At 55.1% G+C, this 15464-nt stretch carries 15 protein-coding genes and 1 tRNA gene; 9 read left to right on the forward strand and 7 right to left on the reverse strand.

The window, feature by feature from the left end; translation table 11 throughout:
• Position 1: 1 nt before the first annotated feature.
• Both pheS and pheT read left to right on the forward strand, forming a co-directional pair.
• On the forward strand, positions 2–1498 hold the full coding sequence (gene pheS / locus MBOO_RS03400) for a phenylalanine--tRNA ligase subunit alpha (protein ID WP_012106197.1): 1497 nt from the start codon (positions 2–4) through the stop codon (positions 1496–1498).
• A gap of 1 nt (position 1499) precedes the next feature.
• Complete coding sequence (pheT, locus tag MBOO_RS03405; RefSeq protein ID WP_012106198.1) at positions 1500–3128, forward strand: phenylalanine--tRNA ligase subunit beta; 1629 nt, start codon at positions 1500–1502, stop codon at positions 3126–3128.
• Here the strand turns inward: pheT and hisF are convergent.
• Positions 3097–3903 carry an imidazole glycerol phosphate synthase subunit HisF gene (hisF, locus tag MBOO_RS03410; RefSeq protein ID WP_048068248.1) on the reverse strand — a complete coding sequence of 269 codons (807 nt, stop codon included), beginning with the start codon at positions 3901–3903 and terminating at the stop codon, positions 3097–3099. The genes pheT and hisF overlap by 32 nt on opposite strands.
• Before the next feature lie 161 nt (positions 3904–4064).
• Here hisF and MBOO_RS03415 point away from each other — a divergent pair, with 161 nt between their 5' ends.
• Positions 4065–5291 (forward strand): adenosylhomocysteinase, encoded by a 1227-nt coding sequence (locus MBOO_RS03415; RefSeq protein ID WP_012106200.1) that lies wholly within the window; start codon positions 4065–4067, stop codon positions 5289–5291.
• Between the two features lie 66 nt (positions 5292–5357).
• Here MBOO_RS03415 and MBOO_RS03420 read toward each other — a convergent pair whose 3' ends face one another.
• Positions 5358–6296, reverse strand: coding sequence for a DMT family transporter (locus tag MBOO_RS03420; protein WP_012106201.1), 939 nt, complete (start codon positions 6294–6296; stop codon positions 5358–5360).
• Between the two features lie 66 nt (positions 6297–6362).
• The gene (locus MBOO_RS03425; RefSeq protein ID WP_012106202.1) at positions 6363–7223 is read right to left on the reverse strand and encodes a DNA-3-methyladenine glycosylase family protein; all 861 of its coding nucleotides are present in this window, start codon (positions 7221–7223) and stop codon (positions 6363–6365) included.
• 115 nt (positions 7224–7338) lie between these two features.
• Between MBOO_RS03425 and MBOO_RS03430 the strand changes: the two genes are divergently transcribed.
• Positions 7339–7668, forward strand: a complete 330-nt coding sequence (locus tag MBOO_RS03430; protein WP_048068580.1) for a hypothetical protein — start codon at positions 7339–7341, stop codon at positions 7666–7668.
• A gap of 27 nt (positions 7669–7695) precedes the next feature.
• Positions 7696–8193 (forward strand): hypothetical protein, encoded by a 498-nt coding sequence (locus MBOO_RS03435; RefSeq protein ID WP_012106204.1) that lies wholly within the window; start codon positions 7696–7698, stop codon positions 8191–8193.
• A gap of 190 nt (positions 8194–8383) precedes the next feature.
• Here the strand turns inward: MBOO_RS03435 and nifB are convergent, their stop codons facing one another.
• Positions 8384–9277, reverse strand: coding sequence for a nitrogenase cofactor biosynthesis protein NifB (gene nifB / locus MBOO_RS03440; protein WP_012106205.1), 894 nt, complete (start codon positions 9275–9277; stop codon positions 8384–8386).
• 98 nt (positions 9278–9375) lie between these two features.
• Positions 9376–10482 (reverse strand): hypothetical protein, encoded by a 1107-nt coding sequence (locus MBOO_RS03445; protein ID WP_012106206.1) that lies wholly within the window; start codon positions 10480–10482, stop codon positions 9376–9378.
• Between the two features lie 119 nt (positions 10483–10601).
• Here MBOO_RS03445 and MBOO_RS03450 point away from each other — a divergent pair, with 119 nt between their 5' ends.
• On the forward strand, positions 10602–11207 hold the full coding sequence (locus MBOO_RS03450; protein WP_157677582.1) for an FKBP-type peptidyl-prolyl cis-trans isomerase: 606 nt from the start codon (positions 10602–10604) through the stop codon (positions 11205–11207).
• Positions 11208–12463: 1256 nt separating this feature from the next.
• On the opposite strand, the gene MBOO_RS03460 is transcribed toward MBOO_RS03450, so the two are convergent.
• Together MBOO_RS03460 and MBOO_RS03465 are read right to left on the reverse strand one after the other, a co-directional pair.
• Positions 12464–12535 (reverse strand) — tRNA-Val (locus MBOO_RS03460).
• 94 nt (positions 12536–12629) lie between these two features.
• Entirely contained in the window at positions 12630–13007 is a 378-nt protein-coding gene (locus MBOO_RS03465) for a hypothetical protein (RefSeq protein ID WP_012106208.1), read from the reverse strand.
• Positions 13008–13230: 223 nt separating this feature from the next.
• Between MBOO_RS03465 and MBOO_RS03475 the strand changes: the two genes are divergently transcribed.
• The 3 genes from MBOO_RS03475 to MBOO_RS03485 all read left to right on the forward strand — a co-directional run bounded on the left by MBOO_RS03475 (position 13231) and on the right by MBOO_RS03485 (position 15456).
• Positions 13231–13518 carry a nucleotidyltransferase domain-containing protein gene (locus tag MBOO_RS03475; RefSeq protein ID WP_012106209.1) on the forward strand — a complete coding sequence of 96 codons (288 nt, stop codon included), beginning with the start codon at positions 13231–13233 and terminating at the stop codon, positions 13516–13518.
• Positions 13519–13573: 55 nt separating this feature from the next.
• A complete protein-coding gene (locus MBOO_RS03480; RefSeq protein ID WP_012106210.1) occupies positions 13574–13810 on the forward strand; it encodes a type II toxin-antitoxin system HicB family antitoxin in 237 nt (78 codons plus the stop codon).
• Positions 13811–14139: 329 nt separating this feature from the next.
• On the forward strand, positions 14140–15456 hold the full coding sequence (locus MBOO_RS03485; RefSeq protein WP_012106211.1) for a C45 family autoproteolytic acyltransferase/hydolase: 1317 nt from the start codon (positions 14140–14142) through the stop codon (positions 15454–15456).
• Positions 15457–15464 lie beyond the last annotated feature (8 nt).

Raw genomic sequence — 15464 nt, forward strand, 5'->3', positions numbered from 1 at the left:
GATGGCGGAACTGACCTTAAACGAGAAACGGCTGCTTGCTGCGCTGGCAAAGGAGAAGAAGGCCGATGCGGAACATCTCGCATCTCTCCTGAATGCGACCCCCGAGGCGGTTGTCCAGTGGGGGCACCTTGCTGAAGACAAGGGGCTTGCGAAGGTCGAAAGAATTGTCAAGAAAATTCCCACTTTGACCGAAGAAGGAATAAAATACCGCAAATCCGATCAGCTTCCCGAAACTCAGATTCTCGATGCAATCAAAACAGGCACAACGCTTACAGATCTCCAGAAAAATGATGCATTTAAGATCGGTTTTGGTCAATTGCGAAAGAGAGGGCTCATACAGCTCAACGGCACTTATGTTGTTAAAGTGCCGAATGCTTCGACGGAAAAAGAAAATAGCATCCTTCTCTGTTTTGATGAAACTGGCAAATTACACGCGGATCCCGCTCTTAAATTCGGGGAAGATTACAATCAAAGCATCAAGGAGTTTGTCAAACGAGGGATAGCTCGGGAGTCCGAAACCGTTCAAAACCTTCTCACAATCACATCCGAAGGAACACTCCGCGTAAATGCCGGTCTTGACATCCGAGAAGAGATCGGCACCCTCACCCGGGACCAGATCCTCTCCGGTTCATGGAAGAACGCGAGCCTGCGGAAGTACGACATCAAAAAATTGCCCAAGACGGTTTACCCGGGCAAGTCCCACCCGTACCAGCGGCTCATCGACGAGATGCGGCAGATCCTCCTTGAGATGGGCTTTACCGAGATGCACGGGGAGATCGTCCAGAGCGCGTTCTGGAACTTTGATGCCCTCTTCCAGCCGCAGGACCACCCGGCCCGCGAGATGCAGGACACGTTCTACCTCAAAGAGGATGCACCGCTTCCCGAAGGATGGGAGTGCCTCCGCGACATGCACGAGCATGGCGGCAATACCTCGTCTACCGGCTGGGGCGGGAAGTGGAACCCCGGAAAAGCAAAGCAGTGCGTGCTCCGTACCCACACGACCAGCCTCTCGATCCAGTACCTCGCCGCTCACCCGGAACCACCGGTCAAGGCGTTCTGCATCGGCAGGGTGTACCGCCGCGAGGCGATCGACCCCACCCATACTCCCGAATTCGAGCAGCTTGAAGGAATCGTGATGGACAAGGATGTTACCTTCCGTCACCTGCTGGGCTTTTTAAAAGAGTTCTACCAGCGGATGGGCTTCTCCGATGTCCGGTTCCGGCCCGGGTTCTTCCCCTACACGGAGCCCTCGGTCGAGCCCGAGATCTGGGTGGACGGCCTTGGCTGGGTGGAGATGGGCGGGGCAGGTGTCTTCCGGCAGGAGGTCACTGACCCGTGGGGCGTAAAATGTCCGGTGCTCGCGTGGGGGCTTGGCGTGAGCCGGGTGGCCATGCTCCGGCTGGGCCTCAAGGACCTGCGGCAGCTGTACCTGAGCGATCTTGAATGGATACGAAACAGCCCCGTGCATGCCCCGGCCGCAGCGGGGAGGAAGGCGTAACATGGCGATCATCAGCCTTTCCTACAAGTACCTCGAACGGCTCACCGGCACCGACCGGGAGACAATCCTCAAACGCCTCCCGATGATCGGTTCCGAGGTCGAACGCCTGGAGGAGGACCACGCGGACGTGGAGTTCTTCCCCAACCGCCCCGATCTCTTCTCAGTCGAAGGTGCAGCCCGGGCCATGCGGGGATTTTTAGGGATCGAAACCGGCCTGCCACGCTACATGGTGAAACCCTCCGGGATCCGCTTCACGATAGATTCGAAGCTTGCCGCGATCCGGCCCTGCCTTGCTTCGGCGGTCATCCGGAATGTTTCCTTCGACGACGAGTCTATCCTCTCGGTCATGGCGCTCCAGGAAGCCCTGCACTGGGCAGTCGGGAGAGGGAGGAGCAAGGTTGCCATCGGCATCCACGACCTCGACACCATCACTCCACCGTTCCATTATGTTGCCTCCCCCCGGGTGAGGAAGTTTGTCCCGCTCGATTTCACTGACGAGCTCACCCTTGACGGCATTCTCGAAAAACACCCGAAGGGCAGGGACTATGCAAAGATCGTAAAAGACTTCCCGCTATTTCCCCTGATCGTTGACAATGAGGATCATGTCTGCTCGTTCCCGCCGATCATCAATGGCGAGCGGACCCGGGTGACGACCGCGACAAAAAATATCCTTCTTGATGTGACCGGCACCGACCAGCGGGCGGTCAATGTGGCGGCAAACATCATCTGTACTGCTCTTGCCGAGGCTGGGGCGACCATCGAGAGCGTGGAGATAAATGGCGCTCCTTTCCCCGATCTGGCTCCCGCGGTGCGCACGGTCAGCGTCCGGGAATGCTCCGCGCTCATCGGGGTCGATCTGACCGCCCCGCAGATGGCGGAACTGCTCGAAAAGATGCGGTTTGGCGCGGAGCCGGCCGGGCCGGATCAGGTCCGGGTGCAGGTACCCTGCTACCGGGCCGATATTATGCATGACTGGGATCTCTTCGAGGATGTTGCGATAGCCTACGGGTACGAAAACTTTGCCGTCGAAGTACCGCCCACGTTCTCCATCGGGAAAGAGCACCCGGCCAACCGGATCGCCGGCCAGGCGCGGGCTATCCTTGCCGGCCTCGGGTACCTGGAGATGATGCCTTTTACGCTGACAAACGAGCGTGTACTCTGCGACCGGATGCAGCGGCCCGGCGAACCGGCGACGCTCCGTCTCATGCACCCGATCAGCGAGGAATACACTGTGGTCAGGACCGATATTGTGCCGCTTCTCCTGGAGATGCTGCAGGTCAACCGGCACCGGGAACTCCCGCAGCGGCTCTTTGCCACCGGTGATGTGATCGCCGATCTCCTCACCACCCAGCGCCTTGCGTTTGTCAGCACCCACGCGGGTGCGGACTTTTCTGAAGCCTACGCCCATGCAGACGCGGTGCTCCGCGAGTTAGGGGTTGCCTACAGCGCAGAAGTGTCGGACGACGCTGCATTTATCGAAGGAAGGCGGGCGGATATCATTGTCGGCGGGAAAAAAGCAGGAGTGTTTGGCGAGATCCATCCCGCCGTGCTCACGGCGTTCGAACTGGAACAGCCGGTGGCCGCATTCGAGCTCGATCTCAGAGCCGTACCGGGATACCCTTCCCCTTAAGGTACTCTTTTACATCGCGGACGCTCATCTCGCCATAATGGAAAACGCTTGCCGCGAGGCAGGCATCCGCTTTTCCCCGGGTAAACCCCTCATAAAAATGTTCGAGCGTCCCGACCCCGCCGCTTGCGATCACCGGAATGTTGGCCGCTTCCGAGATCGCCCGGGTGACTGCGATATCAAAGCCGTTTTTCGTTCCGTCGGTCTCCATGCTGGTTAACAGGATTTCGCCTGCGCCCCGCTCCTCGGCCTCTTTTGCCCAGCGCACCGCGTCGATCCCGGTCGGCTTGCTCCCGCCGTAGATGACTACCTCGTACCAGCAGGTTGTCCCATCGCAGAGCCGGACCGGCACTGCCTCCGGGTTCAGGGTGAAGTTCCGGCGCACGTCCATGGCAACCACGATACACTGCGTCCCGAACGACTCCGCACCTTTGGTGATAATTGACGGGTCGTGGACGGCGCTCGTGTTCAGGCTCACCTTATCCGCGCCGGCCCGGAGGATCTGCTGGATATCGTCAAGTGTCCGCAGGCCGCCCCCTACCGTAAGCGGCAGGAAAAGCTGGTCTGCCGCACGCTGGATAAGCTCGATAATGATACCCCTTTTTTCTTTTGAAGCGGTGATATCGAGGAACACCACCTCGTCAGCTCCCTGCTCGTTGTAGCGCCCCGCAAGCTCCACCGGGTCGCCTGCATCCCGGAGCCCAAGGAAGTTGGTCCCTTTCACCACCCGGCCGTCCTTTAAGTCAAGGCAGGGGATGATCCGTCGCGTGAGCACCATGTCATTTCCGGTTTCTCCTCGCATCCCTATCTACCTATCTACCTATCTGCCTGTCTGCGACCCGGTTTTTGCGGGGAAGTTTATGTGCCATTGTTGCATTATGTACAGGGTAAGTGATAGGTGGTCCCCGCTGCAAGGCAGGGTACCGCACAGGTGTTTTCATGAGTACCGGGAAGCTCAAGATTGACTGGGCGGCACAGTACATGCCCGTGCTTGCCTCGATAAAAAAGCAGTTCGAGAAGGACAAACCGTTCAAGGGCATGACGATCGGCATGGCCCTCCATGTCGAGGCCAAGACCGCAAATCTCGTCCAGACCCTTGCCGCGGGAGGCGCAAAGGTTTACATCACCGGCTGCAACCCGCTCTCCACGCAGGACGATGTGGCGGCGGCGTTGAACGAGGTAAAAAACGTGCACTGCTATGCAAAGCGCGGGTGCACCGTTGATGAGTACTATGCGGCAATCGAACAGGTGCTCGATGCGGCCCCGTCGATTACCATTGACGACGGGATGGACCTCATCCACTACCTGCACACCAAGCGCCGCGAACTCCTGAAGAAAGTGATCGGCGGCTGCGAGGAGACAACTACCGGTATCCACCGGCTCCGGGCAATGGCGGCCGAGAAGAAACTCGAGTTCCCGGTAGTGGCGGTCAACGATACGCCCATGAAGCGGTTTTTTGACAATGTGCACGGAACCGGCGAGAGTGCCCTCTCCTCGATCATGATCACGACAAATACGCTTATTGCCGGGAAATATTTAGTCGTTGCCGGCTATGGCTACTGCGGGCGGGGCCTTGCACAGAAAGCCCACGGCCTGGGTGCAAAAGTCGTGGTCACCGAGGTTGACCCCCGCCGGGCCCTCGAAGCGCACATGGACGGGTACCATGTCATGACCATGGACCAGGCAGCAGAGATTGGTGACATCTTTGTCACGACCACGGGCAACACCAGCGTGATCGGGAAGGATCACTTCGGGAAGCTCAAAGCCGGTGCGATCCTTGCAAACGCCGGCCACTTCAACGTGGAGATCGATATTGCGTGGCTGGCAAAACACGCGGACTCGACCGTTGAGCGCGACGGGATCATCACCTACATCCTCAAGGGAAAACCGGTCCACGTGCTTGCCGAAGGCCGGCTTGTGAACCTTGCCACACCAAAGGGTATGGGTCACCCGATCGAGGTGATGGACCTTAGTTTCGCCCTCCAGGCACTCTGCGCCCGGTATATTGCGGAGCAGGGAGACTCCCTCAAAGGCGGTGTGTACGACGTCCCGCAGGAGATCGATGAGCAGGTGGCCCGGCTGAAGCTCGCGTCGCTTGGCCTTTCCATCGATGAGCTCTCTGCAGCCCAGAAAAAGTACCAGTGCAGCTGGGATATCGGGACGTAAACTCCCCGTTCTCCCAAAACTTTTTTTTTATTTGCTTATCCCGTCAGGATTTCCCCTACCCTGTTCCTATCTGCTTTTCCCTGCCGGTTCATCCCCAATGTCGGCAGTGCACCCCAGTTTCCATTGTTCGTGGATCACGATCAGCGCCCCTGCGGCAAAGAGTGGCACCGCAAGCCAGAACTGGCTGCCAAGGGCATCAGAGAAGATAAAGAGCGAGGCAATGCAGCCGATAAAGGGAGCTGCCGAGTAGATCGCCCCTGCCCGTGCCGCTCCCATGTCCCGCAGGGCCACGATAAAGAGGATAAGCCCGAAGCCAAACGAGAAGAAGCCGGTGAGGAGGGCAAGGACGATCAGGCTGATTCCCGGCAGGGGTTCCCCGAGTACGATAACGAGCACGGCAGCAATGCTTCCCCCGAAGATCACCTTGTACAGTCCAATGAGCTCGGGGGAATAGGCCGTGATATGCGCCATGCAGTTGTTGTCCACGCCCCAGAATAACCCTGACAGGATGATCCCGAGCGCCCCCAGGGAAATACCGAGCACGCTCTCTCCGTTCCAGCCAAGGATGATGCTCCCGGCAAAGATGAGGACAAGGGCAAAACCGATCCGTTTGTCCGCCGGTTCGTGGAAGACCCAGAATGCGAGCAGGACGGTTGCCACGATCTCGAAGTTGAGGAGAAGCGCCGCGGTTGCCGCCGGGGTAATGGTAAGGGCAAAACACTGGGTGACAGGGGCAATGAAGCCGCCGACAATCACAGTTCCGGCAAGGAGCCAGCGTTCCCTCTTGTTGGCCGGGGGCAGGCTCCCCGCGGGGCGGTGGCCCCGGGCTATTCGCCAGCAGAGGATCCCCGCCCCGGACCCGAACGCAAGGATGGTGAGCAGGAGCAGGGGTGACATCCCGTCAACAAGGATCTTTAAAAGTGGCGTTGCCGTCCCAAAAAGCAGGGTGGCTCCGGTGATCGCAAGGAGCGGTTTTGGCAGGTGGGGAAGAGAGAAACAGTTCATGGTATCGGGTATTTTTGGTACGGTGCGCGGGCAGGGAGCACCGGGTTTTCTGATATATGGGACAAATCAGGTCTTTGAACCTTCCCGTGCCGCGTAGATATATTCCTGTGCTATCCCGCAGTACGGGCCAAAATGCTTCCGGGCAAAGGTTCGTATGGCATCGTACTCCCGTGTGGTCAGCGCAGTATCCGGCGGGAGCTCCGGCAGGTAATGCTCGCGCATGATCCGCCGGATCCAGACATCGACCGGGAATGCCTCGAACGTCTGGAAGCTAAAGAGCAGGACGCAGTCCGCTGCCTTGGGGCCGATACCGGAGAACTTCATAAGTTCACGGCGGGCCTCCTCGTATGGCAGGGCCGCTATGTTCTCTGCCCATGTTTCGTGTGCGGTGGTATCGCAGGCAGTCTTAAAAACATACGGTTCGCGGTACCCGAGCCCGCATTCTGCAAGAGCGGATGCTGTCCCGGTGCAGGAGATCCGTGACGGGTCGGGGAACGAAAAGAATGTGTTTTCACCCTCTTGTATTGCATCGCCGAACTGCTGTGCAAGGGTCGCAACCCGGCGCCGGATCGCAGGGATGTTGGTATTGGTGGCGCAGATGTACGAACAGAGGCACTCCCACGGGGGCTGCCGGATAAGGCGCAGGCCCCGGCACTGCCCGATTGCCGCGTGGATGAACGGGTCGCGATCAACGGATTCGAGGATGGCCAAAAGGTCAAGATCAAAAGAGAAATAGTGCCGGATAAACGGTTCGTCCACGCCGGTAAAGGAGAGGGTTCGTCCTTTCTGCCGGCACCGGATCACCTTCCCGCTTGCGACCCCGGTCCAGCTCCCGTCCGGTGAGTGATTCCAGCGAAAGACCTGCCCGCATCCGAGTGTCTGGTCAAGGGAGAATGGCTCATCGTTGCCAAGCGTAATCCGCGGCATGGAAAATGTCCTTTTCAGATATCTGCTTTTGACCCTTTTAGACTATGGCAGGGCCCCGCACCCAGTTTCGCAGCGGACGGATAGCCTTTTAATATTCCGGCTGAAAGTTCTTTTCATGGAACTAACAGAAACCCTCAAGGCCTTTATCGAGGAAGGCGCGGACTGGGAACGCAAGCAGACCACGCTTCCCGGTGTGTCCATAATCCGGCTCCCTGCAACCAAAAACCGCCCGGCATCCCTTGCGATCGATGTCAATCCCCTCGGGGAGAACGGGCTGCCGATGAAGAAGAAGGGGATCATGATCATGAATGCCGCAGAACTTGCCGCGTTTCGGGCCCTCTTCAATAACGAAAAGGCTGACAGCCTGGTAAAGGCACTTGAGGAGATCCTTCCCGAGCGCAAATCGGCAGGGAAAGCCAAAAAGGCGGACGTACTGCAATTATAACCCGGGAAATGACAGGATCCGGGCTGAATGGTCGGGGTGATGTGTATTAACGTGAGGTTTATCGTTCCCCTTTTCCTTATCGCGCTGGTACTTGCCGGTGCCGGCTGTCTTGGGACAAAGACCATCCCGGTCAACCAGACCGCTCCCCCGGCGATCCTGATCGATTACCACCGGAGCGGGGGAATTAACGGGGCAAACGATCGGCTGGTGATCTTCACCAACGGAGTTGCAGCAGTCTCAGTAGGGTCATCCAATACCGAGCTGCGGCTGAATGATTCGGCTCTCGCGCTCCTTTCGGTGCTCTTCAATGAGTCCGATTTCTCGCAGCTCCAGGCCAATTACCCGGCTCCGTACCAGTCTCCCGGGCTCATGACCTACACGATCTCCTATGGGGGAAAGACCGTGACTGCCCAGGACACGGATATCCCCCCGTCGCTTGAGACGCTTATTGACAAACTCAATACCCTCCTTGCCGGTGCCAGCCCGCAGAAGTCCTCGTACCCGACGTTCAGCCTTACTTCCTAGGAAAGGTCTGGTACCGGATCCGGGATCCTTTTTGGGAATAAATCCCACATTTTTCCCCGCGATGGTGTTTACTTTCATCCTTTTCCCGCTTACTCCGGCACCTGAATACGACAAGGAGACGCAGGGGTGTCTGTAAAAAACGAAGTGTCCCTTTTGCAGAACCGTAAACGCTAAAAAAAAGAGGCGGGAGTTACTTGTTCTCGTACATGCAGGACTGCACATCGTGGCCGAGTTTCCCGATAGCATCGGCCCGGCAGCGCTGGCAGTGCCGCATCTGTTTGACGTACTGGGAACAGGCGTCCTGCATCTTTTTCTTCATCTCGGGGGTCGGCGGGGCGATATCGGCAAACTTGTACTGGGCGATCAGGGGGATGATGTTGAAGGTGTATACTCCCATCCCGCCTACCTTCTTTGCGATATCAACGATATGATCCTCGTTGATGCCCGGGATGTAGACCGTGTTCACCTTCACGATCATGTTTCTCTCCACGGCCATCTCGATACCTTTGAGCTGCTGGGAGAGGAGTAGTTTTGCCGCCTCAATTCCCGTATACCGCTTTCCGTTGTAATCGATGAACTGGTAGATCTTTGCGCCGATCTCCGGGTCGATTGCATTGAGGGTTACGGTGATATTGCCCACATCGTATTTCTGGAGCAGGTCGATCTTGTCCGGCAGGAGCAGGCCGTTTGTGCTGATGCACTTGATGACCCCGGGGTATTTTTCATGGAGCCTTTTGAGGGTCTCAAACGTTTCCTCGTTTGCCAGCGGATCGCCCGGGCCCGCAATGCCAACGACCTTGATATAATCGTATTTTTTGACAACCTTCCCGATCATCTCCATGGCCTCTTCCGGATTGAGGACTTTGGTGGTGACGCCGGGCCGGCTCTCGTTGACGCAGTCGAAGTCGCGGATACAGTAGTTGCACTGGATATTACACTTCGGGGCAACCGGGATGTGGCAGCGCCCGAATGTGTGGCATGCCTTCTCGGAAAAACAGGGATGCTCCTGGATCTTGCGCATCTGTGCCGGGTCCCACTGGACCTTTTTCCCGGCCACGTCTGCGGTCTTGAGTTCGTCGGACATAGGCAGTACGACGTACATGCGATGTCCATCTATAAATAAAGTACAATCGGGGTAGGTGTCCTGAGGGAACTGCCCGGCCCGGGAAGCGGCAGGGATCCTTATCCGGGGCATGTCCCGGTGTCTTCTCTGGATGAAGAAAAGAGAACCAGGGAAAAGTCGGGGTTAACGATGTAGACGGGAAACATCCCGAGGAGTGTTTTTTTGTCCACCTGATAGATCTGCGTTTCGAGCAGGAGTTCTGCGGCCCGGCAGAGGGTAGATGTCTCTGCATCGGTGCGGGCCGTATCCTCATTGGACAGGCCGGAGTGCCCGGTGATCTCGATCTGGCGGAAGAGGCACTCAGCCTTTCCCTGTGAAAACCGTGCGAGCAGGTCGCGGCTGGTGATTCCGTGGATGTACCGCATAATGAAGTACTGGGTAACCAGGATCACGCCGATGGCAAGGAAGAAATGGCTGAGCTGCTTTAAGTCCGTTACCGAGAGGATATTGTTTACGGACATGCCGGGGAGCAGGACAAGGGTTGAGAGGATGCCAAAAAGGGCAAGGCCCGCGCCCAGAAAAACCAGGGAGGAGACCACCGGTTCCGGGACTCTTTTTTTGATCAGGTGTTCTTTTACGCCGGAAACCCCGGAGAAGAACTCTATGGTGTACGGTTCCAGTCTCCAGACAAGGAAGTAGAAGAGGATGATGGCAACGGATTCAAAGAGGACGATACCGGTGCTCGAAAAGGAGAGCACGCCCCGTGAGGCCATTGCGAGTACGAGGACGATATCGATAGAGAAGATCAGGGCAAAGCCGTAGAAGAGCGGGCGGCAGTTGATAAAAAACGCATTGAGAAAGACGCGGGTGAACTTTTTTGTGCTTACGATGATGCCGTTCTCGCGCAGCCGGGTGAGGTACCGGGAGATCTCGGTCTGGGGGAGCGGTGCTTCCTTTAAGTTGTGAGGGATGAGGAGCGTAACAAAATAGAACATGAACAAAAAGAAACTTGCCGAGGTGAACATCAGGGGGTAGAGCGGGTTTGAAACAAAGAGGAGGATATTGATCAGGATCGCCATTCCAAGAATGATGAGGGTGATCCTGCCGGAGGTACCCGATGCGTACAATTCGCGGTGCCGCTGGCGCTCCTTGTGGATCTCTGTCCAGAGTGTCCTGTGGAGGGAGGTGATGGGTCCCTGGCCCTTTGCAGGATCGTTACGGTCCATGTCGATTCCTCCGCGTTTGCCGGACACAAAGGTTTGTGGCGCCCGGCACCTATGCCTGATTATACCTATCCGGGACACAAGGGTATATTGTTTACCGGCCAATGGTAGGGTGGAGCATTATGAAGAAATCTGAGAAAGTCAAGGGAAAGGAGAAGGTGGCTGCACGCAGCCAGCAGTATAAGACTGCGGGAATCATCGTGGCGGTCGCAGCCATTATCATCGCCTGTATTGCGGTATATTTTGTGTATTTTGCTGCCCCGGCGGTAGTGGCAGTTGGGGATACAATTAATGTCACGTACACCGGAACGTTCGATAACGGGACCGTCTTTGATTCCAATGCCGGCAAATCCCCGCTCACCTTCACGGTCGGCGGCGGCCAGATGATCCCCGGGTTTGATGCGGCAGTACGGGGGATGAAGGTTAACGAGCAGAAGAATGTGACCCTTACTCCCGATCAGGCATATGGTGCCTATAACCCGGCGCTTGTGCGGATTGTTCCCACGAGCCAGCTCCCGGCCAACCAGACCTATTATCCCGGCGAACCCCTGGGATTCAGGAGCTCGGTGGATGGGAGTGAACACATTGTCTACGTGGTCAATGTTACGGATGCAGGTGTTGCTATTGACGCAAACTCCCCGCTTGCCGGCCAGAACCTGACGTTTGCCATTAAGATCGATTCCATCCAGAAGGCAAGTTCCGCCAGCACGGCAACGGTAACTCCATAAAACCTTTTTTCCTGTTCTTATTACGGCTGCAAAGCAGCACTTTTTCCGGAATTGTCCGCACGCGCCCCGCTCATTTTTAGAAATCCTCAGCAGCGGGATGACCAATTTTTTGGAATCCTCAGCTCCCGACGCGCTCTTTTTTGAAAATCTTCAGCAGCTGAGTGGAACATTTTCCAAAATCTTCAGCTCCTAACGTGCTCTTTTTTGGAAATGTTTCGTTCCTTGTTCGCTTTTTTTTCTGCAAATGTGCGGGTCTCTCTCACCATCCGTCGGAAAATATGATGATTATTCGTGGGTTGGCTGATTTTGGTGCAGAACCGTATCGATCATTTTTTGAAATCCTCGGCAACCGAATGACCGATTTTCCGGAATCTTCCGCTCCCGCCCCGCTCATTTTTTAAAATCCTCCGCTGCTGAGCCACACATTTTTTAAAATCTTCAGCTCGTGTCCTGCTCTTTTTTACAAATCCTCAGCAGCAGAGCCGAAGTTTTTCCGGAATCCTCAAGCACATGACCAGGACATTTCCGGAATTATCTGATCATTGAGGGAAAGATGGATGGTGGGATGGGGGCTGCCGTCCCCCTACCCCCGCGTGCGATGCCTTCCCGCCACCCCAAAATACGCCCGTAAAACCGTCCGATTCCCTGGGGAATAAATCCGGGCCTAAATATAGGATTATTTGCCAAAATACGCCAAATTTGAGCCCCATATAATGCCCATAATGGGCCTGTAATGGCCTTTTTTCGGCCTTTTTTTCCGGGATCCACCAATTGCCCGTTTTATGCCGGATCGGCCCGCAAAACGCGTTTACGTGAACTTTTTATTTCGTCCGTTTGCCAAAATAAGGCTAATTTTGGCTTATTTTTAAACGGGGCCCAATTCGGGCTCCGATAGGATCAAAAGGTGACCATCCGGGCTCAATACGGGCCCGGATAAGCGTAACCCTGATCAGGAGGATGGGGGGTCAGCCGGACCAGCACCCCCGGCAGGAGCAGGTTTTTCCCGGAAGCCCCGGATCATGGCCGGATTTTTTTCCAAAAGTCCGGCAACTTTCGCGAACGTATTTTGTGAACGGCCGATATCGCGTCTCGCTATTTTTGGAAATCTCGGGCAGCGCAACCGGACTTTTTTCCCCAAGGGCCGCCTCCTTTACGAACGTTTTTGAACATTGTGCAGCAGGCCGGAACCGGATTACCTTGCGCCGGAAGTCATGAGAAGAGGGATCCCGCGCACACGCATGAGAAAAGAGAGGAGATGGGCCCGACCGGATTCGAACCGGTGACCTTCGCCGTGTAAGGGCGACGTCATACCGCTAGACCACGAGCCCGATAACCTACTAATGTCGGATTGAGATCTATTAAAAGTGTCGGGATTGGGTTTAGAGTAGGGTTGATGGATATTTTTTTTATTCTATTATTTTGTCATTTTTTGGAGAAATTGAACAAGTTCAGGAAATTTTCGAAGGTGATCGTTGCATTATCAAAAATCCCTTTTTTATTTTTTAGTTTGTCAATTTCTCTCTCATGTTCTCTGCTGTCATAGAGATTAATGCTCTTGTCAACTGCTAAGCATAGGCGTGTTCTCAATTCATCCATCTTTCTATTTTTTTCTTCTTCTGTATATTTGGAATAGTTATTATCATTCCAGCCGAACTTTATTAAATCCGCTTCTAATTTATGACGATATCTATTCGCTCGGTTCAGTGATAATGGAATTTCACTAATTTCTTCGATAGTTTTATTCCATTGATCGATTAGATTATCAAGAGGTTCAGTTTGAACAATACCCTTATTTGGCATAGATGAGATGTTTTCTTTATTTACATAATTTTTTAGGTTCCGTTGGGAAGCTACGCTCTTCCCTTATCGAATCAAAAAAGAAAAAAATTACTCTTTCTTCGCTGTTTGTTATCAACCGTATCGGAGTAACCGGACGCTATCCCCATAACCTTGAAGAAGTCCTTGAACAATATGCCAAAGCAAAGACACAAAAAATCATATCCTAAACAAAGGAGATCCTGACATGGTTGATGCAAAAGTCCTCGAAACAGTAAATTTTTTTGGCACACAACTCCGGAATAACGGAGTCCGCATCAACAACCTTATCCTGTTCGGCTCATCGAGCACGGGTACTGCAACAATGGGAAGTGATATTGATATCGCAATAATCTCCGAGGATTTTAAAAACCGGGATATTTTTGACCGGGCACTTCTCACAAAAGATGCAGAGATGCATACCGTAAAAAAATTCAAAGTGCCCCTTGATGTAATCACGTTACTCCGGAAGAATACCGGGATCAAAAATCCCTGATTGCAGTCACGATCCGGAAGGGGATTGCCCTTCCAACGGTATCCTCGGCATAAACATGAAAACAATCAGTGAAATACGAAAAGGAGGAATTGACTTCGAAATCGCGATTGAACAGGATGAGGATGGCTGGGTTATCGTCACCATACCGGCACTCCCGGGCTGTGTCTCTCAGGGAAAGACCGAGTCAGAGGCGAAGAAAAATAGTGCAGAAGCCATCGGACTGCATTTAAGCGCGCTCGCCCGTGATAGCCTCACCCGGAGATTGCCCGGGGAACCCGGCGGATCACCATAAAGGTTACCGATCTTTCTGTTGAACAATTTCCTGAACTTTTATGATATTTCGTCCCTTCTTTTCTGACAGGTGGGATATATTCTTCTTTGAATTTCACCGGATGCAAAAAAGGAATTTACTCTTTCTTCGTTTTCTTGCTATCAATACCGTACTTCTCGGCATTCTTGTCGGCCAAGGCCTTGAATGGCCGCAATCCCGGCATTCTGCCTCTTGGGCTTGAAAAGGTGGCGGAACCGTCCGGGCCAGACTAATGGAAATACCAAATGTGCGTGACGTATCCCGCACCCCCGCACCGCAAGGAACATCAGTCCCGCGGGTTACAGGAACATATGGATCTCCTGACAGGGTTAGTGACCATTTCTCTTATGGTCCCGGCGGTTTTTGCCGGGGTTGCCGGCGTACACCCGGGCCGGGCCTCCCCAGCCCCCCGTGTAACCCGTCGCGTGCTGCTTACCGCATCCCGGGGGGATGTGGACCACATTGTCATCCGCGGGGGAACCTGGGAAGCAATCGGATACGAGCTGGGGAAGCTTGCAAAGGAAAAATACGGGGTAAAACTCCTTTCTTTTACCAGCCCGGCGGTGGGAATGGAGAAGGAAGCGTACATCAGGTCCGTTTACCCCTGTCTGGCGGAAAAGATCAGAGGGATCAAAAGGGCCTACGGAATCGACCCCGCCGATACCTCGGTCGATGCCTCGATCCTGCCCCTCACGGTCATGACCCCGGCCTGTTCCGCCCTCTTCCTTCCGCCATCGATGACGGCGTCGGGCCATGCCACGTCCGGGAGGAACACCGACTGGGTTGCCGCTCCTGGCAAAGACGGGAAAAAGAAATTCCCGAAGAATTCCCTGGAAGCGATCATGACCAACCTCCTGGGACAGGCCTACGTGCTGGAACTTTACCCCGATAACGGCTACGCGACCCTGGTGCTCGGGAGCACGGAACTCGCGAACGTGTTTACCGACGGGATCAATGAGATGGGACTGGTTGTTCAGCTCCTGCAGGATGACGAAGATGTGAACACCGCGGATCCGGAAGCCCCCCTCGGGGGCGGTAAGAGCACCGCAATCAGCTTCAGCCATGCGATGAGGATGGTGCTGGAGCAGTGCGCCACGGTTGCCGAAGCAAAAGAGAAACTCCGGGCAGTCACCATGACGGTATTCGGCCTGGCCGCCATGCATGCCCTGATCTTTGATACCTCAGGGAACGCTGTCATTGTGGAGATCGACACGAAGAAGAACCGGGTAGTCTTTACGGACTACAAAAATATCCCGGTCCCCCTGACCAACTATGCAGTTCACCTGCACCCGGATGTCACCGCAATGGTCCCGAAATATCCTGATGAGCCCTACGATGACACGGTCAGGAGGAGGAAACTGCATGATTTCGTGGCCGGCCACGCCGGGAAGTTTACCACGGATGATGTCTGGAATGCCATGGCTCTGGTCGAGGCAAACATGGACACTGCGCCGGACCCTCATTTCACCGGCGAGATCTTCCGGCCTGTCTGGACCGTGGTCACTGATGCCCATGACCGATCCATGGTTGTGAAGTATTTCCTCAGGGACGGTCCCGGCTACGACCCGGTCAGGAAGGCGCATGAAACCGTCTATGCCGAACCATTTACCTTCTGGCTCCGGAGATAAAAGGGGCA

The sequence above is a fragment of the Methanoregula boonei 6A8 genome, assembly GCF_000017625.1.
Lineage (GTDB): Archaea > Halobacteriota > Methanomicrobia > Methanomicrobiales > Methanospirillaceae > Methanoregula > Methanoregula boonei.

What these genes read in the sequence shown, in the direction of transcription:
- pheS (WP_012106197.1), top strand. Translation starts at nt 2, where the DNA reads ATGGCGGAACTGACCTTAAACGAGAAACGGCTGCTTGCTGCGCTGGCA.
- pheT (WP_012106198.1), top strand. Translation starts at nt 1,500, where the DNA reads ATGGCGATCATCAGCCTTTCCTACAAGTACCTCGAACGGCTCACCGGC.
- hisF (WP_048068248.1), bottom strand. Translation starts at nt 3,903, where the DNA reads ATGGTGCTCACGCGACGGATCATCCCCTGCCTTGACTTAAAGGACGGC.
- MBOO_RS03415 (WP_012106200.1), top strand. Translation starts at nt 4,065, where the DNA reads ATGAGTACCGGGAAGCTCAAGATTGACTGGGCGGCACAGTACATGCCC.
- MBOO_RS03420 (WP_012106201.1), bottom strand. Translation starts at nt 6,296, where the DNA reads ATGAACTGTTTCTCTCTTCCCCACCTGCCAAAACCGCTCCTTGCGATC.
- MBOO_RS03425 (WP_012106202.1), bottom strand. Translation starts at nt 7,223, where the DNA reads ATGCCGCGGATTACGCTTGGCAACGATGAGCCATTCTCCCTTGACCAG.
- MBOO_RS03430 (WP_048068580.1), top strand. Translation starts at nt 7,339, where the DNA reads ATGGAACTAACAGAAACCCTCAAGGCCTTTATCGAGGAAGGCGCGGAC.
- MBOO_RS03435 (WP_012106204.1), top strand. Translation starts at nt 7,696, where the DNA reads ATGGTCGGGGTGATGTGTATTAACGTGAGGTTTATCGTTCCCCTTTTC.
- nifB (WP_012106205.1), bottom strand. Translation starts at nt 9,277, where the DNA reads ATGTCCGACGAACTCAAGACCGCAGACGTGGCCGGGAAAAAGGTCCAG.
- MBOO_RS03445 (WP_012106206.1), bottom strand. Translation starts at nt 10,482, where the DNA reads ATGGACCGTAACGATCCTGCAAAGGGCCAGGGACCCATCACCTCCCTC.
- MBOO_RS03450 (WP_157677582.1), top strand. Translation starts at nt 10,602, where the DNA reads ATGAAGAAATCTGAGAAAGTCAAGGGAAAGGAGAAGGTGGCTGCACGC.
- MBOO_RS03465 (WP_012106208.1), bottom strand. Translation starts at nt 13,007, where the DNA reads ATGCCAAATAAGGGTATTGTTCAAACTGAACCTCTTGATAATCTAATC.
- MBOO_RS03475 (WP_012106209.1), top strand. Translation starts at nt 13,231, where the DNA reads ATGGTTGATGCAAAAGTCCTCGAAACAGTAAATTTTTTTGGCACACAA.
- MBOO_RS03480 (WP_012106210.1), top strand. Translation starts at nt 13,574, where the DNA reads ATGAAAACAATCAGTGAAATACGAAAAGGAGGAATTGACTTCGAAATC.
- MBOO_RS03485 (WP_012106211.1), top strand. Translation starts at nt 14,140, where the DNA reads ATGGATCTCCTGACAGGGTTAGTGACCATTTCTCTTATGGTCCCGGCG.